The following is a 21,281-nucleotide window of genomic DNA, read 5'->3' as shown; positions in this document are numbered from 1 at the left end:
AATGATCATGAGTGAACGCGACGATGTCCGCCGTATTTTCGATGCCGGTGTGGCCGCGGCCGACCCCCATGCCGCCGTCGGTATGCATTTGAACGGGGTATCAGAGCCTTCTTTGATCGTGGCTGTGGGGAAGGCCGCGCGTTTGATGGCGCAGGCGGCTTTGGAGCGCTTCCGGGACTGTAGCACCCTGGTCGTGACGAATTATGAGAATGCACAGGACTTGGAGGGTGCGCAGGTCTTTGCGGCGGGTCATCCGGTCCCGGACGAGAATGGTGCGGTGGCGGGGCGTGCGGTTATTGCAGCGTTGCGCGCCGCGGACGGCCCGGTCCTGGCGCTGATTTCGGGGGGTGGTTCGGCCCTGTTGCCGGCGCCCGCGGGCGCGTTGACGCTGGCGGACAAGGCGGGGGTGAATAATCTGCTGCTGGCATCGGGTCTGCCGATCGATAAGATGAACCTGATCCGGCAGCAGCTTTCAGACCTGAAGGGCGGTGGGTTTCTGCGCCACGCGGCACCACATCCGGTGACCGCTTTGATCCTGTCGGATGTCATTGGCGATGATCTGTCGGCGATCGCGAGTGGGCCCACGGTCGCGCCGTTGGGGAGTGCGGCGGATGCGATGGCGCTGTTGCATCAGGCGGGTCTGTGGGATCGGGTATCCCAGCCGGTGCGCGATCACCTTATGGCAGTTGGCGCACCGCCAGATCTGCAAGCTGCGGACAATCGGCTGATCGGGTCCAACGCGCAGAGTGTCGCCGCCATGCATGCGTGTGTGCCGATCGCGCGGGTCGTTGAAACGCCGGTCGAAGGGGACGTCGCCCATGCCGCCCGTCTTATCTGCGATCAAGCCCAGACGGGTGTGACGCTGTGGGGCGGCGAGACGACCGTGACCTTACGTGGTGACGGCAGGGGCGGGCGCAATCAGGAGATGGCCCTGCGCATCGCGATCGAGGCCCGCCTGCGCGGTTGGACGGATTGGACCTGCCTGCAGGGCGGCACCGATGGTCGCGACGGTCCGACCGATGCGGCCGGTGGATTGGTTGATCATCGGACCCTTGACCGGATCGCGGCGGCGGGTGGTGATGTAGATGCTCTGCTGGCCAACAACGACAGTTACGAGGCGCTGCGGCTGGCGAGTGACTTGTTGATCACAGGCGCGACAGGCACGAATGTGGCCGATCTGGGGGTGCTTATCCGGCAGGCGTAAAGTTGTCGGTGTAGAAACTGTACCAGTTGCCGCCCATGATCCCCGCGACCTCTTCGGTGGTCATGCCCGTCGCGGCAAGCCCACCCGCGATATTGTCGAAATCGCGATTGTCGCGGAACCAGGACGGCATGGGTGGGAAACCGGGGTTCGTCGCATCGCCTTCGCCGTAATCGGTGGTCTTGGTCCAGCGCCCGTTGCGCATCCAGGTGACCACGCTGTCGGGCTGGTCCTGGCACAGATCGGTGCCGAGGCCGAGATGTTGCGTGCCGAAACGGTCCGCCGTTCGCGCGATCATCTCGCAGAAGTCCTGCAGCGTGCAGTCAGGGCCGTTTTTCAGATGGTGCGGATAAAGGGAAAATCCCAGCATGCCGCCGCCCTCGGTCACGGCCCTGATCACTTCGTCCCGCTTGTTCCGCCGTGCGGGGTGCCACGCATCGGGATTGGCGTGGGTGATCGCGATGGGCCGGGTGGACAGCTCAGCGGCCTCGATGGTGGACCGATCAGCGCTGTGGCTCATGTCGATGACCATGCCGACACGGTTCATTTCGGCGATGATCTCTTTGCCCATACGGGTGATGCCGGGGTCGTCATCTTCGTAGCAGCCGGTCGCCAGCAGGGATTGGTTGTTATAGCTCAGCTGCATGAACCGCAGGCCAAGCCGGTGCAGGATTTCAACAAGGTCGATATCATCCTCGATCGGGCTGGGGTTTTGCGCGCCAAAGATGATGGCGGTGCGGTTCGTCGCCTTGGCGTGGTCGATGTCACTGGCAGTGTACGCCTGCATGATCAGATCGGGGAAGGCGGCGAAATGCCGGTTCCATGCGGCGATGTTCCGGACCGTTTCCTGAAATGTTTCGTAATACGCGATGGTGACGTGAACCGCATCCACCTGACCCTCGCGCATCTGGCGAAAGACTTTTTCGGACCAGTTGGCATATTGCAGGTTGTCGATGCGCATGGGGGTCAGCGCCCCAGCGTGCGGGCGATCTGTTCCGACAAGGTCAGCAGGGCCTGCGCCTGTGCGGTGGCGATACCGCCAAGGCCCGCTGCGTTCATCGGCGCCTCGACCGAAAACGCCTGCGACCTGTTCCGGAAATCGATCCCGTCACCGCCTACATAGAACTGCCCGGTCAGGCGAAATATCCCGTCGGCCCCCGCAAGCATCCGTTCGACGCGCACGTCGACCGCCACGTCAGGCAGCCCGACGAAGGGCCATGGATCGGGGCCCACATCGGTGTTGAGGATATCGGCGAGGTTTCGGCTGAGCGCGACGGTGACGGCGCGCTGCGGATCGTCGGCCCACAGAATGTCTTCGCTGCTGGCGATCAGGCCGGTTTCGGTTTCAAATGCGATCTCTTCCACCGCCGCGTAGGTCGGCAACACGACCGTGCGCACGATGACGCTGCTGACAAGTGGGCGCAGTTCGAGGTCGGATTGCAGCTGTGCCATGGCCAGTCGTTCCAAGGGCGCTGAGCAGGCGGCGAGTCCGGCAAGGGCAGTGATCATAAGAAGGCGCATGTCATCGTCCTGTCAGAATGGAATTCGGGTTGCGCTGGATTGCGCGGGCGAGGGCGGACACGGCATCGGCGGCCTCCTGAATATCACGCAAGGTTTGCAGCGTTTCCGCATTGAACCGCGACCGTTCGCCATAGCCGTCGATGACCGCACGGGTTTCGGCGACCAGCTGGCTGGCGCGCGTGGACAGGGCGGGCAGGGTTTCGACCGATTGTTCGATGGCTTGTGCTGCGTCATTGGCGGCGGCAAGGGCTGCGTTGACGTTTTCGATCGCGCCACCTTCGCGGACCTCGGCCAGAAAACCGCGCATTTCATCCAGTGCGCCGTTCAGGGTGCCGGGCAGGGCGGCGGCATCTTCGCTGCTAACAAGTTGGTCGATCGCGGCGAGGGTTTCGCTGGCATTGTTCACCAGATCGTCCAGCGCCAGTGCATTGGCCTTGGCCGTCAAGGCCTCGATCTGGTCGATGATGGCGGGCAGGTCTTCGGTTGCGGCCGCGATGTTGGCGGCGACTTCGTTGGTGTTGGTGATCGTGCTGCTGAGATTGCCGACGATGTTCTCTTCTCCGGCCTCGGTGATGATCGCGTTCAAATCGGCGATTACGGTGCGTAGGTCGCCGGGGATCGCCTGCGTGTCGTCACCCGCGACAAGTTCACGTGCCTCGTCCAGAAGCGCGACGAGGGATGCGGGTGCTGCGCGGGTAGATTCGTCATTGGCCAGTGCTTCGATACTGTCCATCATGTCGATAGCGCCGTTCAGCAGTTCTTCGACCGGCAGATCGTTGACCCGGGACAACAGCCCCTCTGCGGTCGCCGCAACGTCGGAGATTTGCGAATCCGTTGTGGGGATCACCGGGTATTCGCCGCTGGTGAGGGTGACGATGGCGGGAAGCGCATCGTCGACCTGGACCAGTTCGACCTGAAGCGATCCGGACAGGATGTTGCCCGTGACCATCCGCGCCCGCAATCCGCGGGCGACGAAGTCGGACAAGAGCGCGAGCGCCGCCTCGGGTGACGCATCCGCCCCCATGCCAAGCCGTGACGGTTCGATCGACAGGACGGCCTGCAGGCGCACCTCGGCGCTATCGCCTTCACCGACGACGATGGCGTTCAGGTCGCTGACTTCACCGATGCGGATACCCTGGAACCGCACCTCGGACCCTTGGGCAAGGCCGCTGACCGATTGTTCGAACAGGACGGCCATTTGCAGTGTTTCCGCATCGGGGTCGGCGAACAGACTGTCGCGCGCCGCTTCCTCTTCGTCGAAGATGCTGAAGATATGACCGTCCCGGACGGGCCCGCCACCGGATACGATCGTATCGAAGGCCACGCCGCCTTCGATCAAGGAGGCGAGCGAATTGACATCGAGCGACACACCGCCGGTCCCGAACCGGACGCTAAAGCCGGACGTGTCCCAAAAGCGGGTGTTGGTCGTGATCCGCCGGTCATAGGGGCTTTCGATGAAGGCATCGACCTGTACTTCGCTACCATTGGCAGACAGCTGCGGTGTTTCGAGATAGCCGACCTGAATGCCCTTGTGCAGCACAGGCGCCCCGGCAGACAGGGCGCTGCCATCTGCCGCGCGCAGGGTTACACGTACCCCGCGTTGGCTTGCCAGGGTCAGCGCCGGTGTTTCCAACCCGACGAAATCGTATTGGGCGACATCGGCCTGGGTGTCCCAGTTGCCCTGGATATAGACGCCCGACAGGACGGTATCGAGCCCGGTGATCCCACGAACCGACACATCCGGGCGCACGACCCAGAATTGCGCGTCATCATCAAGGTAGGGCGCGATGTTCTTTTTGATCCGCACATAGACCAGGACATCGTTCAGCCCGTGGGTGAATTCGACATCTTCGACCTCACCCACGGTGACGTCCCGATATCTGACCTGGGTCTCACCTGCCTTCACCCCCGCGGCGTTTTCAAAGCTGATCGTGATCAATGTTCCAAGGTCGCGGTAGCTGAGCCAGGCGGTATAGAGCGAAGCGACAAGCGCGATGACCGGGACAAGCCAGACAAGTGACAGGCGTCGCCAGATCGGCTGTTTCACCGGGCGAACATCCAGACGGGCTGGTCCTGTTGGTCCCTGATCGCTCATCCGTTCGCCCTGTTTTTGTCCCAGATCATGCGTGGGTCGAAACTTTGCGCCGACAGCATGGTAAAGATGACTGACAGGGCGAAACTGACGGCGGCAATGCCCGGGTTGATTGTCGCAATGGTTCCCAGTTGCACCAGTGCTGCGAGGATTGCAACGACAAAGACATCGATCATCGACCAGCGACCGATGAACTCGACCACTTCGTAGGCTTTGTGCCGCGCATGGGGGTCGCGGCGCGATCCGCGTTGGATACTGATGGCAAGATACGCGATCGCGACGAATTTGCCCACGGGGATCAGGACAGAGGCGACGAAGACGATGATCGCGATCCCGACCGATCCATATTCAATCAATTCGATAACGCCGCCGATGATCGTGCTTTCCGACCTTTCAACCACGGTCGACGTCAGCAGCATCGGATAGATATTGGCAGGGATATAGGCGATCATACCCGCGATCAGCCAGGCCCAGACCCGCTGCAGGCTGTCGGTATCGCGGCTTTGCAAGGGTGCCTCGCACCGTTTGCAATGGCTGGTCGCCGCGTGATGAACCTGACCGCAGCGCTGGCATGCCACCAGACCTGCCTCGCGCGCGGTGATCAGGCCCGCGACTTGTCCAGTGCTTCCCAAATCGAATACCTGCAAATCAGTTGGTCCTTGAGGACGGTGATAATGACGACGCCCGCAAAGGCCCAGAAGGCAGGGCCAAGTGTGACAGCGGCCATGCCCGCGACTTTGATCAGTGCTACGGTCACGCCGACGATGAAGATTTCCGCCATGCTCCAGGGCCGCAGTTTCTCGGCGAAACCGAAGGCCTTGCGCGCCCCGCGCCGGATGGGTTTTTCCCGAACGAGAGGGCCAAGCGCATAGATCAGCGCGCTAAGCCGCATCAGCGGGATGACGACGATGAAGAAGAAAACGGCGATGGCCAGCGGGATCGCCAGCCCATCGTTGAATGCCAGAACCGCGTCGATCACGGATGTGGCGTTCTCTAGTCCGCCTGCCTCGAGCGACAGGAACGGAAAGCTGATTGCGGCGATCATCATGACGAAGGCCGTCAGCGCCAGGCTGAGGATGCGTGCGATGGCCGTGGGCTGGGATGTCATCAGGACGATTCCGCAGCGCTGGCAATAGGCCCGCGCATTTTCGGGCAGGTCGGCCGCATGATGCAGCGTATCGCATTGCGGACAGGCCACGAGGTCATCGAGGTCCGGCAGGGCGTAGGTTTGGGGCGGGTCTGCGATGCTCATGCTTGGCCAATACTATCCGGTTGACCTCAGATATGCCACGTCCAAGCTGGCGACAAGTGAAGCCGTCGGAGCGCGATGATGACCGAAACAGCCTTTCCACCCCGTCAGACCCCCGTGATCCCGATCGCAGGCGGGTCTGGGTTCCCGGTCGCCCGTATCTTTTGCGTCGGCCGCAACTATGCCGCCCATGCCGCCGAGATGGGGCATGACGTGGACCGGGAGGCGCCGTTTTACTTTACCAAATCCGCCCATGCGGTGCTGTTGTCGGGGCACGACATGCCCTATCCCCCGCGCACTTCGGACCTGCATCACGAGATGGAACTGGTCATGGCCATCGGCGGTGATGCCCACGACATTGGCAAAGCCGACGCCATGGATGTGGTGTTGGGCTATGCCTGTGGCCTCGATATGACCCGCCGCGATCTGCAGGCGGCCGCGAAAGAAAAACGCAGACCATGGGATACCGGCAAGGACTTTGAGAATGCCGCGATCATCGCGCCAATCAAACCAAAGGACGAGATGACCGCGTGGGGCGGCGCCAAAATCCAGCTGACGGTCAACGATCTTGTGCGGCAAGAGGCGTTACTGTCGGACATGGTCTGGTCGGTGCGCGAGATCATTGCCGATCTGTCCACGCTTTATACGCTTGGGCCCGGTGACCTGATCATGACCGGCACGCCTGCCGGCGTCGGGCCGGTGACACCCGGGGACGTGTTGCGCGGGACGATCGATGATCTGGCATCGGTCACGACGCGGATCGTTTGAACAGGAATGGCGAGAACATGAATCGACGCGGGCTTTGGCAGCCGAATATGGCGCATCTTCCCTTGCGTCGAAAAGAACGGCGATAGGGTCTGTCACCGAGCCGGTCGAAATTCGTGATCACCGGCGCCGTTAAGAGCGGGACGGGATCGCCAGTGCAAGCGTGAAGCGATCGTTGATCACATCCGCGATGATCCGGCCCTTTTCCGTCAAGACATGCTCTGCATCTTGGACAGGTGCCTTTTCGTGTCCTGCGCGTTTGGTCGCCAGACCCAAACGGCGAAACCGACGCATCTGTCCAGTTGTCGCAAGAACCGGGGGCAGAGGATCGTTGGGCTGCCTGCGTTCATAGTTCCGGGTGACGGCGAGAACGTGCTTGTCGCGCCTGCCGGTCAAAGCCGAGATGATTTGGTCAATCTGTAGGTCGGTCATAAGCGAAAAACTGGTTACCAAGATCGTGAATGACCTAGGGGGAAGCAGTTGTCATATCACGGGGAAAAAATCGCAAACCGCATCAGATCGACTGAGATCGGGCCGGTTGTGACACGCGATCCGCCGATAGATCGGCGCGCTTTTTGGTCCAAGGACCAGACGGTGTGGTTGCTCCGCCGTCTCAGCCAATCATGCCAGGAACTCTGGTTCACCTTAACCGCAATAGGTCGGTGAATAAGTCCCTGGCGCGAAACCATCTATTGAAACGATCGGTTCGGGGATCAGTCTTCCCGTTGCCAGCCGCCTTCATTACCGCAAGCTGTTGGCGTATTCCTCAAGTTGTGCCGCCACCGTGCCCCAACCGTCAAAGAACCCCATATCTTCATGGGTCTGACGCGCGTCGGGCGAGCGATGTCTGGCAGTTGCAGTGTATCTCGTGCCGCCATTTCCATCGTCAGCAAATTCTATGATTGCGGTCATGAAAGGATCGGCAGCAGGCTTCCAACCCTCGCTATAGGTATCGGTAAAGACCAGGCGCTTACCATCCACGATTTCAAGAATAACGCCCTCGTTCGCCATAAGATTGCCTTCGACATTCATTGTGGTGTTGAATTTGCCGCCAACCCGCAGGTCAATCTCGCAAGAGGTGATGCTATGCGGCTTTGGCACGAAGAAATGCTTGATATGTTCAGGTGTGGTCCAACATTCCCATAGAAGCTCTCTCGGTGCGTCGATCGTCCGGGTGAATGAAAGATCGGTTTTCGGATCGAGTTTCATTTGTTGCGCTCCTTCACGAGGTTCTTGATGTAATCGTCAAAGCGATCCAGCCGCCCCTCCCAGATCGTGCTTTGCTCGCTCAGCCAGTCTTTGGCCGGGGTGAACGCATGCGGCGCAAGCTCGCATATGCGGGTACGGCCTTCCTTTTGGGACGTGATCAGGTTGGCAGCTTCGAGTTTCTTCAAATGCTCCATGAACGAAGGCAGGGCCATCTTATGAGGTTCGGCCAATTCGCTGACTGACGCTTTGCCTCGTGCAAGCCGCTGCAGGATCATGCGTCGTGTCGGATCACCGAGTGCCGAAAAGCAGAGGTCAAGGTTGGAATCATACTTAGACATATCCCTTAGTAACGCGAAGATCCGATGAGATCAAGAAACTTAGGAACTTACCTAAATTTTACCGAAACCGACATTCGCTCTATCGCACTTTTGCGGGGGCATTGGGCCCAAATCGAATATCCCTCACAGACATGCCGATACTTTTCGTCAAATCGATATCCCCAACGTGGGCCCGCCGAACAGTCGGCATTTGACAAAACCGCCTTGCACCTGCTGCCCCCTTCATCCCACACTCCGCACAGTTCATGATCGAGGGAGGATCACCATGACAACCACTCGCCGTTTGGTGCTGGGCCTGATGGGCGCCGCGTTTCTAGGCACCAATGCATTCGCGCAAGAGGTGACCTTGCGCCTGCATCAATTCCTGCCAGCGCAGGCCAATGTGCCCGCCCACATCCTCGATGTCTGGGCCGACAAGGTCGAGGCCGACAGCGATGGCCGCATCAAGATCGACCGTTTTCCGTCGATGCAACTGGGCGGCACACCGCCACAGCTTATCGATCAGGCGATTGACGGCGTGGCCGATATCATCTGGACAGTTGCTGGCTATACGCCGGGTCGTTTCCCGCAGCTGGAAGTGTTCGAGTTGCCCTTCATCTCGACCAGTGCCGAGGCGACAAGCCGGGCCTATTGGGAACTGGCCGAAGAGCGGATGATGGATACCGATTTCGCCGCCTTCAAACCGCTGGGCCTGTGGGTCCACGGGCCGGGGCTGATCCATTCCAGCCGCCCGATTACAGAGGTGTCTGATCTACAGGGCCTGAAGCTGCGCGCGCCCACCCGCACCACGACGACGATGTTCACCGGTCTGGGCGCCACGTCCGTCGGGATGCCGGTGCCTGCTGTGCCCGAGGCCCTGTCCAAGGGCGTGATCGACGGCGCCGTCATCCCGTGGGAGGTCGTCCCGGCGCTGAAAGTGCATGAATTGGTCGAAAACCACACCGAATTCGGTGACGCGCATCTTTATACGACAGCTTTCATCTTTGCGATGAACCAGGATGCGTATGACGCGCTGCCCGATGACCTCAAGGCGGTGATCGATGCAAATTCCGGTGCTGAATTCTCGGCCTTCGCGGGCCGCACGATGGAGGAATATGATGCGCCGGGCCGCAAACTGGCCGAGGATGCGGGCAACAACATCATCAGCCTGACGCCGGATCAGGTAGAGGCATGGCGCACGGCCAGCCAGCCCACAATAGATAACTGGATCGCCGAGGCGGATGCCGCCGGAATAGACGGCACGGGTCTGTACGACGCCGCGATCGCGCTGATTGCCAAACATAGTGCGGGCAACTAAACGCATTGATGCCCTCCAATCGACTTTGGGGGGCATTTTGATGCGGAGGCACGTTTGGTTCACACCCTGATCGCTGGGCTGGCGCGGCTGATGGCGCTGTTGGGCGGCATTGTGCTCTGCACTCTGGTCCTGACCGTCTGCATCAGCGTGCTGGGGCGCGAGGTGAATGATGTCGCGCATGCGGGTTACCTGGGGCCGTTGGGTCCTTGGCTGTTGGGGCTGGGTATCGGGCCGGTCACAGGCGATTTCGAGCTGGTCGAGGCAGGGATCGCCTTTGCCATTTTTGCCTTCCTGCCGCTGACACAACTGACCGGAACCCACGCGAGCGTTGATATCTTCACCGCAGGCGTCGGGCCGCGTGTGAATGACTTTCTGGCCGCATTCTGGAGCCTTGTCATGGCGGTGGCGATCATCCTGATCACGTGGCGTCTGTTCGCAGGCATGCAGGACAAGCTGCGCTATGGTGAAACGACGTATCTGATCCAGTTTCCGATCTGGTGGGCCTACGCGGCGAGCTTTGCCGCCGCGATCACCGCCAGTATCATCAGTATCTACTGCGCCGTGCTGCGTTTCACCGGAAAGCGTCTGGGATGAGCGACCTTGCGCTGGGCTATCTGTCCTTCCCGGTTCTGCTCGCGCTGATTTTCCTGCGCGCGCCCATCGGGCTCGCGATGTTGCTTTGCGGGATTGGTGGCATCTGGATGGTGACCGACGGCACGACCGTTTTCATGGCCAAGCTGAAATCCGAAGTCTATTCGACCTTTTCCAGCTACAGCCTGTCGATCATCCCGATGTTCCTGCTGATGGGGCAGTTCGCGACCCATTCGGGCATGTCGCGCGCGCTGTTCAAAGCGGCCGAGGCGTGGTTGGGCCACCGTAAAGGGGGCATGGCGATGGCCGCGGTTGGCGCCTGTGCCGGGTTCGGCGCGATTTGCGGGTCGTCGCTGGCGACGGCGGCCACGATGAGCCGGGTCGCGCTGCCAGAATTGAAGAAATACGGCTATTCGGGTGGCTTCTCGACCGCGACTTTGGCCGCCGGGGGGACTTTGGGCATTCTGATCCCGCCCTCTGTTATCCTCGTGATCTACGCGATTTTGACAGAGCAGAACATCGCGAAACTCTTCGCTGCCGCTGTCATTCCCGGGGTGCTGGCTGCTATCGGTTACATGATCACCATCGCGATCTATGTCCGCCTTTATCCCGATCAGGCGGGGACGCATCCGCGCTTGCCCTATGGCGAGCGGATACGCGCGTTGGGGGCCGTTTGGCCGGTGCTTTTGGTTTTCGCGCTGGTCGTGGGGGGCATCTACAACGGCTGGTTCACCCCGACCGAAGGTGCGGCAGTCGGCGCGATGGGGACGGGGCTGATCGCGCTGTTCTCGCGGTCACTCAACTGGGCCGTCTTCCGCGACAGCATCTACCAGACCGCAACGGGCACGGGCATGATCTTTTTCATCGTGCTGGGGGCGGGGTTCTATAACGGTTTCCTCGCCCTGACGCAGATGCCGCAGGAATTGTCGGCTTGGGTCACAGGGCAGGGGTTCAGCCCGTGGGCGGTGATGGTCATGATCCTGCTTTTGTACCTCGTCCTGGGCTGTCTGATGGACAGCCTGTCGATGATCCTGCTGACGATCCCGATCTTTTGGCCGGTCATCCAGACGCTGGATTTCGGAATGACGACGGAAGAGGTCGCGATCTGGTTCGGGATCATCGTGCTGATCGTGGTCGAGGTCGGGCTGATCACGCCGCCGGTAGGAATGAACCTGTTCATTATCAACAACATGGACAAGGAAACGCCGATGAGCGCGACTTACCGGTCGGTTCTGTTCTTTGTGGGGTCGGACATTGTGCGGGTGGTGATCCTGATGCTGTTTCCGGTGATTACGCTTGTTCTCATTTAGGTGTGCCGCAGCCCCGGACTTGATTCGAGGCCTCGGAGCCAACGCCGGTAAGAGGTCCAGGATCAAGTTCGGGACTGCGTCGCGCTTTAGGTCTTCACATCGGGCGCGGCACGCCCCGTCCGGGCGCTGATCTCGGCAATCGCATCCGCCGCCTTGATCACATCCGCGAGCGCCTCTTCGGCATCCATGCCCAGCGCGGCCGGATCAAGCTCCAACCGCTCCAGATAGACCCGGATCGTTGCCCCCTGCGTCCCGGTCCCCGACAGCCGCAGCACCACCCGCGCACCGCCATCGAAAAAGATACGCAGCCCTTGGCCGCTCGTGTGGCTTCCATCGACCGGATCGTCATAGGCGAATTCGTCTGCTTTCTCGACGGTCAGTCCTGCAAAGGTCTGGCCCTTCAGGGCAGGGAGTTTGGTACGCAGATCATCCATCAGTTTGCTCGCGACATCGCTATCGACCGCCTCATAATCGTGCCGCGAATAGTAGTTCCGCCCGTATGTCTGCCAGTGCTCTGCCATCAAATCGCCGACAGACATCTTGCGCTTTGCGATGATATTGAGCCACATCAGCACAGCCCAAAGCCCGTCCTTTTCCCGCACGTGATCCGAGCCGGTCCCGGCGCTTTCCTCGCCACATAGGTTCACGCGGCTTGCGTCGAGCAATGTACCGAAGAATTTCCAGCCTGTTGGTGTCTCGTGACATTCAATGCCTTTCGCCTCCGCCACGCGGTCCACTGCGCCGGATGTCGGCATGGAGCGCGCAACGCCAGACAAGCCTTGCGCATAGCCCGGCGCCAGATGCGCCTGCGCCGCAATCAGGGCGAGGCTATCTGACGGCGTCACATAGGCGCCACGCCCGACGATCATGTTGCGGTCGCCGTCGCCGTCGCTGGCCGCGCCGAAATCGGGGGCGTCGGGGTCGGTCATGATCGCCATCAATTCATGCGCCCAGATCGGGTTGGGGTCAGGGTGGCCGCCGTTGAAATCGACTGATGGCGTGCCGTTCATGACAGTGCCCGCCGGTGCACCCAGCAGGTCTTCGAGGATGTGCTTGGCATAGGGACCGGTCACAGCATGCATCGCGTCGAATTTCATGGTGAACCCGCCAGCGAACAGCGCGCGGATGGCGTCGAAATCAAAGAGCGTCTGCATCAGGGCCGCATAGTCAACAACCGGATCGACGATGCTGATCTGCATGTCGCCCATCTGCGTCTCACCAAGGGTGCTTAGATCGACATCTGCAGCCTCCAGCACCTTGTATTCGCTGATATTTTGTGTCGCCTCAAAGATCGCCGCCGTCACCGCCTCCGTTGCGGGACCGCCATTGGCCATGTTGAACTTCAGTCCGAAATCCGCGTCGATCCCGCCGGGATTATGGCTCGCCGAGAGAATGAAACCGCCATTGGTCTTGTTCAGGCGGATCAGGTGCGAGGCAGCGGGGGTCGATAGCAAACCATTCTGCCCGACGATCATCTTTGCCGCGCCATTCGCCGCCGCCATACGCAGGATTGTCTGGATCGCCTCTGCATTGAAATACCGCCCGTCGCCGCCCAACACGAAGGTCTTGCCCTCGGCGCCGCCAATGCCGTTCAGGATAGACTGCACATAATTCTCAAGGAAATGCGGCGCCATGAAATCGCGGGTCTGGCGGCGCAGGCCGGATGTGCCGGCCTTTTGCCCGGCGATGGGTGTCGTCGGAATCACTTTGGTCATCAAATGCCTCGCAGTTTATGCGGGCGGATTTGGCGATGGATTGGGCTGACCGTCAAACGTAAAGTCGCACGGCAGGGCGTGATCGGTGACACGTTGCGCATTCGGCACGTCATTGCTTTCCGCGCGGCGGGTGGCTACGGCGCGGGAATAGTTGAGCGAAAGCCACCGATGGATCAGCCGTGCGCGCAATTCGGGCATCGGCACATCAAGCCGAGCGGTCACATCCCAAAGCGGCGCGAGGTCGGACCAGGGTGCCTCGTCGAACATCAGGTAGTTGCCTTCGACAATGACAAATTCAGTGTCGGCGGGGACCGCAACGGCGGCGGCGATGGCGATGTCGCGGGTGCGGTCGAAGATGGGGGCAAAGACCTCTTCCCCGGATTTCAGCGCCCGGACAAGGCGGATGAACCCGCGTGCATCAAATGTCTCTGGCGCGCCCTTACGGGGCTTGAGGTTGCGTTCTTCCAGCAGCCCATTGTCGAGGTGAAATCCATCCATCGGCACCACGACGGCCGCGCGTTTGCCCAACACCAACCGCCGCGCCAATTCCGCCGCGAGCGTGGATTTCCCGCTGGCTGGTGCGCCGGTGACGGCCACCAGATGGCGCCCTGATGGTCGGTCGAACAAATGCTCGACCAACGCATTCACATGTTGCGTCAACGTATTCACTGCGATGTCTGCCTCAAGCCGGGCTTTGCCCTGTTTGAATAAAGCCTAGCGCGAAGTGATTGATACGGCGACATCTTTTTCAGAAAATAGGGGAAAGTCGGCGGGAAGTGTGGCATTTGCTGTGGCAGATCACCGAAGCACGGCGGAACGTTTACATGAAGGTGTGGGTTGAAACTGCAATATTTTAGGGAGTTGTGACATCGCTTTGATGTTGAGGATATGGCGTATTCTGGTGGCGGTCTGGACGACGGCCAGCGAAAAACATATCGGCCTGATCGCGGCTGGTGTGGCGTTTTTCGGGATGTTCGGGATTTTTCCCGGCATCGCGGCGGTCATCGCGATTTTCGGATTGGTCGCGGATCCGGTCGTGATCGCCGAGCAACTGACGCTGATGGAAGACATCATACCGCAAGGCGCCTATGGATTGATGTCGGAACATCTGAATACGTTGATCACAGCCCCAAGCGAGGCATTGGGGTTCGCGACCTTCGTCTCGATTATGCTGGCGCTTTGGTCATGCCGTGCGGGGGTGGCCGCGTTGATTGGCGGCTTGAATGCCATCGCCGGGCAGCGGCAGCGCAATGGCATCTGGCAAATGGCAGTGGCGTTTTTCCTGACGATCGCGTTGGTTTCCCTGGCGATCGTCGCGGTGATGGTGGTGATCATTCTGCCGATCGCATTGGCGTTCATTCCGCTCGCCACGTCCACCCAATGGTTACTCGAGGGTGCGCGCTGGCTGATCGCGCTGGGCGTTCTGATGCTGGCGCTCAGTCTGCTGTATCGCTTTGGTCCGGCACGGATCGGCAGCCGGGGGCGTTGGTTCACCGTGGGCGCATTCGTCGTCGTGATCCTGTGGGTCGCAGCCTCGGCCGGGCTGTCGTACTATCTGACGAATTTCGCAAGCTACAACGAGGTTTACGGCTCGATCGGTGCGGTGATCGGCCTGCTGTTATGGCTTTACGTCAGTGCCTACCTGATTCTGTTAGGGGCCGCCCTGAACGTGCAGGTTCACGGCTATGACGTGCCGCCGGACAAGGGCGACACGTCGTTTTTGGAGGAAGGGGTTTAGACCTGTCCGCCCGAGATCTGCACCGTCTGCGCATTGATGCTGCGCGCCCCGTCCGAGCAGAGCCACATGGCGGCTGATGTCGTCTCATCGACCTCAAGCAATCGTTGGTTCCGGTTTCCTTTGGCGATGGCCGCAATGGCGCCCGCTTCGTCCGTATCAAACCGTTTCATCAATCCGGGGATCTGGTTGCGCACGATGTCTGTGTCCACATAGCCTGGGCAGATGGCGTTAAATGTAATGGACGTCTTCATGTATTCCTCAGATAAACCGCGGATCAAACCAATAACGGCATGTTTTGAAGCTGTGTATGCGGGTCCGCCCTTTAGCCCACGCACGCCTGCGATGGAGCTGATAACAATCATGCGGGCTGGGTCATCCGGGCCGAGCGTGGCCATGGCCGCCTGAAAGGTGAGGAACACACCGTCGAGATTGGTGGTCATCGTGCGCTGCCAATCGGCAAGCGTTGTTTTTGCGAAGGGTTTGCCTTCGGCAATGCCCGCATTTGCCACACAAATCTGGATGGGGCCGCGTGTTTTGGCGGCCTCTGCGATGCCGTCCCTGACAGAGGCCTCATTGGCCACATCCATTTCAAGCGCATGAAGGCGCGGGCTTTTCGCAGCAACCTCTGCCAATTTTTCCGTCCGGCGTCCGGTGATCGTCACCTCGGCCCCGGCCTCGGCCAATGCAATCGCGATCCCGGCGCCAATGCCCGTGCCGCCGCCTGTGACGAGTGCGTGTTTGCCTGCATGTTCCATGATGATCTCCTCCATTTTCGCCGATGCTACAGGGGTAATCGGGGGCGGCAAGGGGCGTGGTATGTTTCCGCTACGTCCTCTACAAGAGCGGCATGAAATGGATAGATATCCCGCCCATGTGGTTGTTGTTGGCCGTCGTGATGACATGGCTGATCGCTGACATGCAGCCCTTGTCGCTGCGCATCGGCGGGCCGGTGACCGACCTGCTGGGCGGATTGTTGGTCGGCGGTGGCGCTGTCCTGATGTTGCTGGCTTTGACCGAAATGCGCAAACAGCGCACGACCGTGATCCCGCATATGGAGGCCGATCATCTGGTCACCAGCGGCATTTTCAGACGCAGCCGCAATCCGATCTATCTGGGCGATACGTTGGTTTTGGCCGGGCTCGCCCTTTACTGGGATGCGCCGGTCGCCCTGATTCTCGTGCCGCTGTTCATGTTCACCATCACGCAGCGGTTCATTCTGCCGGAAGAAGACCGGCTGCGCCGCAAGTTCCGCGTCGATTTCGCCCGGTATTGCGAAAAGACGCGACGTTGGGTCTGATGTTAGCGCCTGACAGAAAAGAACAAAGCGACCACCGCCTTGTGAAATATTCTTCCGCCCTATAATCCAACCAAGACTGCAAGCAGCAATACGGGGGATGGTCCGTGAAAATCGGTACGCCGAAAGAGATATTTGCGGGTGAGGATCGGGTCGCGATGACCCCGGCCTCGGCCAGGGATCTGCAAAAGCTGGGATACGAATGCCTGATCGAGACCGGGGCTGGGATGGCCGCCGGGTTCTCGGACGCGGCTTATGAAGAGGCGGGCGTCACGGTCGTGAAAACGGCTGCAGCGCTGTACAAAGAGGCTGATATCGTTGCAAAGGTCCGCCCACCCGAGGATGCCGAGATCAAGCGCTTGCGCGAAGGACAGACGCTGATTTCGTTCTTCTACCCCGGTCAGAACGAAAAGCTGATGGATGCGGCCAAAAAGAAGGGCGCGACCGTTATCGCGATGGACATGGTTCCCCGGATCTCTCGCGCCCAAAAGATGGATGCGCTGTCATCCATGGCCAACATCGCGGGCTATCGTGCTGTGATCGAAGCGGGAAACAACTTTGGCCGGTTCTTCACCGGGCAGGTGACCGCCGCCGGCAAGGTGCCACCTGCCAAGGTGCTGGTCGTTGGCGCTGGTGTGGCTGGTCTGGCCGCGATCGGGACAGCAACGTCGTTGGGCGCGATCACTTATGCCTTCGACGTGCGCCCCGAAGTGGCCGAACAGGTTGAATCGATGGGGGCAGAGTTCGTCTTTCTCGATTTCGAGGAAGAGCAACAGGATGGGTCGGCAAGCGGTGGTTATGCCTCGGTGTCCTCGCCTGAATTTGCTGCGGCCCAGTTGGCCAAGTTCCGTGAATTGGCACCGGACATGGACATCGTGATCACCACGGCGCTGATCCCGGGACGCGATGCGCCGGAATTGTGGACCGAAGATATGGTTCAGGCGATGAAACCCGGATCGGTCATCGTTGACCTCGCCGCCGAACGTGGCGGGAACTGCAAGCTGACCGTCAAGGACGAAAAGATCGTCACGGAAAACGGCGTGACCATCGTGGGATACACCGATTTCCCAAGCCGTATGGCCGCGCAGTCTTCGACTCTTTATGCGACGAATATCCGACATATGATGACGGATCTGACCCCTGAAAAGAACGGTCAGGTCAATCACAACATGGACGATGACGTGATCCGTGGGGCGACCGCCACCCATAAGGGCGAGATAACGTTCCCGCCACCACCGCCCAAGATCGCCGCGATTGCGGCGCAGCCGAAAAAGGACAAGCCGAAGGAACTGACGGCTGAAGAAAAGCGCGCGCAGGAAGTGGCTGCTTTTCAGAACGAGACCAAGACCCAAGTCGGTCTGCTGGCCATTGGTGGTGCTCTGGTGCTGGGCATCGGGATGATCCCGGGCATGCCCGCCAGTTTCATGCAGCATTTCATCGTGTTCGTGCTGTCGGTCTTCATCGGCTTCCAGGTGATCTGGAACGTGGCGCATTCACTACATACGCCGCTGATGGCCGTGACCAATGCGATTTCGTCGATCATCATCCTTGGTGCGTTGATCCAGATCGGGTCCACATCATGGCTGATCACGATCCTCGCGGCGCTGGGTATCTTCATGGCGGCGGTCAACATTTTCGGCGGCTTCCTCGTGACACGGCGCATGCTCGCCATGTTCCAGAAATCCTAAGGAGCGCAGGCACATGGAAAACGCATTCACAATCGCGGCCTACGTCGTCGCAGCCATCCTCTTCATCCTGTCGCTCGGCGGTCTGTCCGGGCAGGAAAGTGCGAAGCGGGCGGTCTGGTACGGGATCGTCGGGATGGCGATTGCCGTCTTTGCGACATTGATCGGGCCGGGGTCAGGCCTTTGGTTGCTGTCATTGATCCTGATCGCGCTGGGGGCCGGCGTTGGCTATCAACTGGCGACGAAGGTCGAGATGACCCAGATGCCGGAACTGGTGGCGATCATGCACTCTCTCGTGGGGCTTGCGGCGGTCTTCGTGGGTTTTAATGCCGACATCATGATCAATACTCTCGACACGCTTTTCGCCGAAAACGCCGCCGAACTGGGGGCGGGGGCGTTGCCCAAAGGCATCTACAACGACCTGTCCGCCTTCGGTCAGCTGATCGCCAAGAAATCGAGTGTCGAGATCGGCATTCTGCGGGTTGAACTGGTGCTGGGCATCTGGATCGGGGCTGTGACTTTTACCGGCTCTGTCATCGCCTATGCTAAGCTGGCCGGATCGTCGTCAAAGCTGCCGTTCCAGGTGGATACGAGCGCCAAGAAACTGCCGGGTGGTCATCTGCTGAATGCAGGTGCTGCGGCGTTGTCGGTGCTGCTGCTGTTTGTCTATCTGACTGGCGGCGGCTCATGGGCGCTGGTCCTGCTGACCATCGCCGGTCTGTTCATCGGCTATCACCTGATCATGGGGATCGGCGGTGCCGACATGCCTGTCGTTGTGTCGATGCTAAACAGCTATTCCGGCTGGGCGGCTGCGGCGATCGGGTTCTCGCTGGGCAATGATCTGTTGATCGTTGTGGGGGCATTGGTCGGTTCGTCCGGTGCGATCCTGTCCTACATCATGTGCAAGGCCATGAACCGATCGTTCGTCAGTGTGATCCTGGGTGGCTTTGGCGGCCCTGCGGGTGAGCAGATGGCGGTCGAGGGCGAACAGATCGCGATTGACGCGGATGGTGTCGCGACGGCCCTGAACGAGGCGGATAGCGTCATCATCATCCCCGGTTACGGCATGGCCGTGGCGCAGGCGCAGACGGCTGTTGCGGAACTGGTGCGAAAGCTGCGGGCGAAGGGCAAGAACGTGCGCTTCGCCATTCACCCGGTCGCGGGGCGTCTGCCGGGCCATATGAATGTGCTCTTGGCCGAGGCGAAGGTGCCTTATGACATCGTGATGGAGATGGATGAAATCAACGACGATTTCCCCGATACGGATGTGGCCATCGTCATCGGCTCCAATGACATCGTGAACCCGGCGGCGCAGGATGATCCGAACTCACCGATTGCCGGCATGCCGGTGCTGGAATGCTGGAAGGCCAAGCAGGTGTTCGTGTCCAAGCGCGGGCAGGGGACCGGGTATTCGGGGATCGAGAATCCGTTGTTCTTTAAGGACAATACGCGGATGTTCTATGGGGATGCGAAGGCGTCTTTGGATACGCTGTTGCCCAAGATCGACTAAGGCTTAACGCTTTGTCACAGGACCGTCCGCATGGGAATGCGGGCGGTTTTTTGTATTCTGCGCTGAGATCCCGATTTGTCATTTTAAATCAATTCGCTACACCTCATTTCGCCTATCGGAATTCCATATGAATTGTATCGGAATTCCATCGGACCTTCGCGTTCTGTGTTGGTGCATTTCGTTAACCATTTGGCGCCGGTCTAGCGCTGGTTGTTTGCGCAAAGGTGAATGGCGCGTGCGTGGGTTTCACCCACCCTACGGGTTGTCTGATTGCAGCAACGGTGTAGCCTGATGACATTGATTACAGGGATTTGAGGAGGATTATTATGCCTGCTACCGTTGGTGCGATCACACTTTTCATGGGGCCGGATAACCTTGGCGCGCCCGATAACCTCGAAGCCCCGATCATCGATTTCATAGGGGCGGCGCAGGAAGAACTGCTCGTCTCGGTGCAGGAACTGGACCATCGCCCGATTGCCGATGCCCTGATCGCCGCACGCAGGCGCGGAGTGATCGTGCGCGTGATCCTCGAGCAGGATTACCTGCGCGAGCTGAAGGTGCCAGTAGGCGATGGTCTGGGCGCGCGCGAGGTGAACCGCGATCTGCTGAGCCGTATTCTGCGCGTTGGGGTGGATGCGAAGGCGGACTACAATCCCAGCATCTTTCACCAGAAATTCATCGTAAGGGATCGAACCGCGCTGCTGACCGGATCGACCAATTTCACCACGACGGGGGTGACGAAGAACCTCAACCACGTCGCGATCCTTGATGATGTTGAGGTCGCGCGCGAATACGCGCGCGAGTTTCGCCAGATGCGCCGCGGGATTTTTGGCAAGCGCAGTCTTGAAACACCGCGCAAGCCGCTCGAGGGGCATTTCGTCAGCGGGGTGCGGACCAAGCCGCTGTTCGCCCCGGACCACGCGCCCGAGATGGAATTCATCAAGCAGATGATCAAGGCGGAGCAGCGGATCGATTTCGCCGTGTTCACCTTTGCCCAATCGTCGGGGATCGATGATGCGCTGGTGAATGCACGGCAAAAGGGGCTGGCGGTGCAGGGTATTCTGGATCGTAGGCAGGCCAATCAGGTCTGGGCCTCAAAAGGGACGCTGGTGAACGGCGGCGTGACCCTGCATCGCAACAAGACGGGGACGGGTGTGCGCAAGGTGCACCACAAGCTGATGGTGATCGACGACGCGCTGACGATCATCGGCAGCTACAACTATACGGGTCCTGCCAATCTGGTGAATGACGAGAATATCATCGTGCTCGGCGATCTGGACCTGCCTAGCGGACAGGCCCGCGATGATCAGGCGGTGCTGGCGAGCTTTGCGCGGGCAGAGATCGATCGGATTATTGCGGATCAGGGGGAGGTGATTAGTATCGGTTGAGTGGTGGCGCTGGAGATCCGACATCAATCACCTTAAGGTTGCTGAAAATACATACGGATATTCATCATGTCCAAATTTCGCGTCCTGCTTGCTTTACTTTTGGTGCTTGGTGCCGGTGTTGTACTGGGTGAGCGGTGGCTACATCGTTGTTCGACACTTTGTGACGAGGCGTTCTGGGTTACGGACCCGTCTGCAGATGATGTGTCCAGACACATCGATTTTCGTATCCGCGCAGGACCAAGGGACGAGAATGGTTCGACCGCCTTACATTGGGCCGTAGGGCATCAAGACCCAGAAATTGTTCGCAAGCTACTGGGAGCCGGTGCACCAGTAAACGTTGCTTCAGATCGGGGCTGGACACCATTGCTCTTGTCCGTT

At 59.9% G+C, this 21,281-nt stretch carries 22 protein-coding genes and 1 pseudogene; 12 read left to right on the top strand and 11 right to left on the bottom strand.

What is annotated here, in order from left to right:
* The first annotated feature begins 1 nt into the window (after position 1).
* The gene (locus V8J85_RS06085; protein WP_445285874.1) at positions 2-1,204 is read left to right on the top strand and encodes a glycerate kinase type-2 family protein; all 1,203 of its coding nucleotides are present in this window, start codon (positions 2-4) and stop codon (positions 1,202-1,204) included.
* Here V8J85_RS06085 and V8J85_RS06080 read toward each other — a convergent pair.
* The 5 genes from V8J85_RS06080 to V8J85_RS06060 are packed head-to-tail and all read right to left on the bottom strand — an operon-like array spanning position 1,188 to position 6,066.
* Entirely contained in the window at positions 1,188-2,162 is a 975-nt protein-coding gene (locus V8J85_RS06080; RefSeq protein ID WP_339952784.1) for a membrane dipeptidase, read from the bottom strand. The genes V8J85_RS06085 and V8J85_RS06080 overlap by 17 nt on opposite strands.
* Positions 2,163-2,167: 5 nt before the next feature.
* On the bottom strand, positions 2,168-2,722 hold the full coding sequence (locus V8J85_RS06075) for a PqiC family protein (RefSeq protein ID WP_339952783.1): 555 nt from the start codon (positions 2,720-2,722) through the stop codon (positions 2,168-2,170).
* A 1-nt stretch (position 2,723) separates the two neighbouring features.
* Positions 2,724-4,817, bottom strand: coding sequence for a PqiB family protein (locus V8J85_RS06070; protein WP_339952782.1), 2,094 nt, complete (start codon positions 4,815-4,817; stop codon positions 2,724-2,726).
* Positions 4,814-5,461: a paraquat-inducible protein A gene (locus tag V8J85_RS06065; RefSeq protein ID WP_339952781.1), complete on the bottom strand. Its 648-nt coding sequence runs from the start codon at positions 5,459-5,461 to the stop codon at positions 4,814-4,816. The genes V8J85_RS06070 and V8J85_RS06065 overlap by 4 nt, the downstream gene beginning before the upstream one ends.
* A complete protein-coding gene (locus tag V8J85_RS06060; RefSeq protein ID WP_339952780.1) occupies positions 5,416-6,066 on the bottom strand; it encodes a paraquat-inducible protein A in 651 nt (216 codons plus the stop codon). Before V8J85_RS06060 ends, V8J85_RS06065 begins: the two co-directional genes overlap by 46 nt.
* Before the next feature lie 78 nt (positions 6,067-6,144).
* On the opposite strand from V8J85_RS06060, the gene V8J85_RS06055 reads away from it, so the two are divergent.
* A complete protein-coding gene (locus V8J85_RS06055; protein WP_339953077.1) occupies positions 6,145-6,831 on the top strand; it encodes a fumarylacetoacetate hydrolase family protein in 687 nt (228 codons plus the stop codon).
* A 129-nt stretch (positions 6,832-6,960) separates the two neighbouring features.
* Here the strand turns inward: V8J85_RS06055 and V8J85_RS06050 are convergent, their stop codons facing one another.
* From V8J85_RS06050 to V8J85_RS06040, 3 genes are all read right to left on the bottom strand, one after another.
* Complete coding sequence (locus V8J85_RS06050) at positions 6,961-7,260, bottom strand: hypothetical protein (protein ID WP_339952779.1); 300 nt, start codon at positions 7,258-7,260, stop codon at positions 6,961-6,963.
* A 309-nt stretch (positions 7,261-7,569) separates the two neighbouring features.
* The gene (locus V8J85_RS06045) at positions 7,570-8,037 is read right to left on the bottom strand and encodes an SRPBCC family protein (protein ID WP_339952778.1); all 468 of its coding nucleotides are present in this window, start codon (positions 8,035-8,037) and stop codon (positions 7,570-7,572) included.
* Positions 8,034-8,375, bottom strand: a complete 342-nt coding sequence (locus V8J85_RS06040; RefSeq protein WP_339952777.1) for an ArsR/SmtB family transcription factor — start codon at positions 8,373-8,375, stop codon at positions 8,034-8,036. Before V8J85_RS06040 ends, V8J85_RS06045 begins: the two co-directional genes overlap by 4 nt.
* A 265-nt stretch (positions 8,376-8,640) precedes the next feature.
* On the opposite strand from V8J85_RS06040, the gene V8J85_RS06035 reads away from it, so the two are divergent.
* Genes V8J85_RS06035 through V8J85_RS06025 form a run of 3 tightly spaced genes read left to right on the top strand, consistent with a single transcriptional unit; the run spans position 8,641 to position 11,573 of the window.
* Positions 8,641-9,672, top strand: coding sequence for a TRAP transporter substrate-binding protein (locus tag V8J85_RS06035; protein ID WP_339952776.1), 1,032 nt, complete (start codon positions 8,641-8,643; stop codon positions 9,670-9,672).
* 54 nt (positions 9,673-9,726) lie between these two features.
* Positions 9,727-10,266, top strand: a complete 540-nt coding sequence (locus tag V8J85_RS06030; RefSeq protein WP_339952775.1) for a TRAP transporter small permease — start codon at positions 9,727-9,729, stop codon at positions 10,264-10,266.
* A complete protein-coding gene (locus tag V8J85_RS06025) occupies positions 10,263-11,573 on the top strand; it encodes a TRAP transporter large permease (protein WP_339952774.1) in 1,311 nt (436 codons plus the stop codon). The genes V8J85_RS06030 and V8J85_RS06025 overlap by 4 nt, the downstream gene beginning before the upstream one ends.
* An 86-nt stretch (positions 11,574-11,659) precedes the next feature.
* Here the strand turns inward: V8J85_RS06025 and V8J85_RS06020 are convergent, their stop codons facing one another.
* Both V8J85_RS06020 and V8J85_RS06015 read right to left on the bottom strand, forming a co-directional pair.
* Positions 11,660-13,288 (bottom strand): alpha-D-glucose phosphate-specific phosphoglucomutase, encoded by a 1,629-nt coding sequence (locus V8J85_RS06020; protein WP_339952773.1) that lies wholly within the window; start codon positions 13,286-13,288, stop codon positions 11,660-11,662.
* A gap of 15 nt (positions 13,289-13,303) precedes the next feature.
* Complete coding sequence (locus V8J85_RS06015) at positions 13,304-13,957, bottom strand: sugar transporter (RefSeq protein ID WP_445285873.1); 654 nt, start codon at positions 13,955-13,957, stop codon at positions 13,304-13,306.
* Positions 13,958-14,165: 208 nt separating this feature from the next.
* On the opposite strand from V8J85_RS06015, the gene V8J85_RS06010 reads away from it, so the two are divergent.
* Entirely contained in the window at positions 14,166-15,026 is an 861-nt protein-coding gene (locus tag V8J85_RS06010; protein WP_339952772.1) for a YihY/virulence factor BrkB family protein, read from the top strand.
* Here V8J85_RS06010 and V8J85_RS06005 read toward each other — a convergent pair.
* Positions 15,023-15,796, bottom strand: coding sequence for an SDR family NAD(P)-dependent oxidoreductase (locus tag V8J85_RS06005; protein WP_339952771.1), 774 nt, complete (start codon positions 15,794-15,796; stop codon positions 15,023-15,025). The genes V8J85_RS06010 and V8J85_RS06005 overlap by 4 nt on opposite strands.
* Before the next feature lie 77 nt (positions 15,797-15,873).
* Between V8J85_RS06005 and V8J85_RS06000 the strand changes: the two genes are divergently transcribed.
* The 6 genes and pseudogenes from V8J85_RS06000 to V8J85_RS20035 all read left to right on the top strand — a co-directional run.
* Positions 15,874-16,323, top strand: a complete 450-nt coding sequence (locus V8J85_RS06000; RefSeq protein ID WP_339952770.1) for a methyltransferase family protein — start codon at positions 15,874-15,876, stop codon at positions 16,321-16,323.
* 104 nt (positions 16,324-16,427) lie between these two features.
* Complete coding sequence (locus V8J85_RS05995) at positions 16,428-18,008, top strand: Re/Si-specific NAD(P)(+) transhydrogenase subunit alpha (protein WP_339952769.1); 1,581 nt, start codon at positions 16,428-16,430, stop codon at positions 18,006-18,008.
* A 13-nt stretch (positions 18,009-18,021) separates the two neighbouring features.
* On the top strand, positions 18,022-19,515 hold the full coding sequence (locus V8J85_RS05990; protein WP_339952768.1) for an NAD(P)(+) transhydrogenase (Re/Si-specific) subunit beta: 1,494 nt from the start codon (positions 18,022-18,024) through the stop codon (positions 19,513-19,515).
* A 326-nt stretch (positions 19,516-19,841) separates the two neighbouring features.
* Positions 19,842-20,903: a phospholipase D-like domain-containing protein gene (locus V8J85_RS05985; protein WP_339952767.1), complete on the top strand. Its 1,062-nt coding sequence runs from the start codon at positions 19,842-19,844 to the stop codon at positions 20,901-20,903.
* Positions 20,904-20,991: 88 nt separating this feature from the next.
* Entirely contained in the window at positions 20,992-21,183 is a 192-nt protein-coding gene (locus V8J85_RS20040; RefSeq protein WP_445285872.1) for a DUF1378 family protein, read from the top strand.
* Positions 21,165-21,233 (top strand): annotated as a pseudogene (locus V8J85_RS20035) (ankyrin repeat domain-containing protein); the annotation flags it as partial. The gene V8J85_RS20040 and the pseudogene V8J85_RS20035, both read left to right, overlap by 19 nt.
* Positions 21,234-21,281: the final 48 nt, after the last annotated feature.

Origin of the sequence: Yoonia sp. 2307UL14-13 (assembly GCF_037572755.1) — a bacterium.
Taxonomy (GTDB): domain Bacteria; phylum Pseudomonadota; class Alphaproteobacteria; order Rhodobacterales; family Rhodobacteraceae; genus Yoonia.
This window is presented reverse-complemented; position numbering and strand designations above follow the sequence as displayed.

Excerpts from the sequence above, each read along its gene's own strand:
- V8J85_RS06040 (WP_339952777.1), bottom strand. The coding sequence starts at position 8,375 with ATGTCTAAGTATGATTCCAACCTTGACCTCTGCTTTTCGGCACTCGGT.
- V8J85_RS06080 (WP_339952784.1), bottom strand. The coding sequence starts at position 2,162 with ATGCGCATCGACAACCTGCAATATGCCAACTGGTCCGAAAAAGTCTTT.
- V8J85_RS06085 (WP_445285874.1), top strand. The coding sequence starts at position 2 with ATGATCATGAGTGAACGCGACGATGTCCGCCGTATTTTCGATGCCGGT.
- V8J85_RS06000 (WP_339952770.1), top strand. The coding sequence starts at position 15,874 with ATGAAATGGATAGATATCCCGCCCATGTGGTTGTTGTTGGCCGTCGTG.
- V8J85_RS05990 (WP_339952768.1), top strand. The coding sequence starts at position 18,022 with ATGGAAAACGCATTCACAATCGCGGCCTACGTCGTCGCAGCCATCCTC.
- V8J85_RS06020 (WP_339952773.1), bottom strand. The coding sequence starts at position 13,288 with ATGACCAAAGTGATTCCGACGACACCCATCGCCGGGCAAAAGGCCGGC.
- V8J85_RS06005 (WP_339952771.1), bottom strand. The coding sequence starts at position 15,796 with ATGGAGGAGATCATCATGGAACATGCAGGCAAACACGCACTCGTCACA.
- V8J85_RS06050 (WP_339952779.1), bottom strand. The coding sequence starts at position 7,260 with ATGACCGACCTACAGATTGACCAAATCATCTCGGCTTTGACCGGCAGG.
- V8J85_RS06025 (WP_339952774.1), top strand. The coding sequence starts at position 10,263 with ATGAGCGACCTTGCGCTGGGCTATCTGTCCTTCCCGGTTCTGCTCGCG.
- V8J85_RS06075 (WP_339952783.1), bottom strand. The coding sequence starts at position 2,722 with ATGCGCCTTCTTATGATCACTGCCCTTGCCGGACTCGCCGCCTGCTCA.
- V8J85_RS06045 (WP_339952778.1), bottom strand. The coding sequence starts at position 8,037 with ATGAAACTCGATCCGAAAACCGATCTTTCATTCACCCGGACGATCGAC.
- V8J85_RS06010 (WP_339952772.1), top strand. The coding sequence starts at position 14,166 with ATGTTGAGGATATGGCGTATTCTGGTGGCGGTCTGGACGACGGCCAGC.
- V8J85_RS05985 (WP_339952767.1), top strand. The coding sequence starts at position 19,842 with ATGCCTGCTACCGTTGGTGCGATCACACTTTTCATGGGGCCGGATAAC.
- V8J85_RS06055 (WP_339953077.1), top strand. The coding sequence starts at position 6,145 with ATGACCGAAACAGCCTTTCCACCCCGTCAGACCCCCGTGATCCCGATC.
- V8J85_RS06035 (WP_339952776.1), top strand. The coding sequence starts at position 8,641 with ATGACAACCACTCGCCGTTTGGTGCTGGGCCTGATGGGCGCCGCGTTT.
- V8J85_RS06070 (WP_339952782.1), bottom strand. The coding sequence starts at position 4,817 with ATGAGCGATCAGGGACCAACAGGACCAGCCCGTCTGGATGTTCGCCCG.
- V8J85_RS06060 (WP_339952780.1), bottom strand. The coding sequence starts at position 6,066 with ATGAGCATCGCAGACCCGCCCCAAACCTACGCCCTGCCGGACCTCGAT.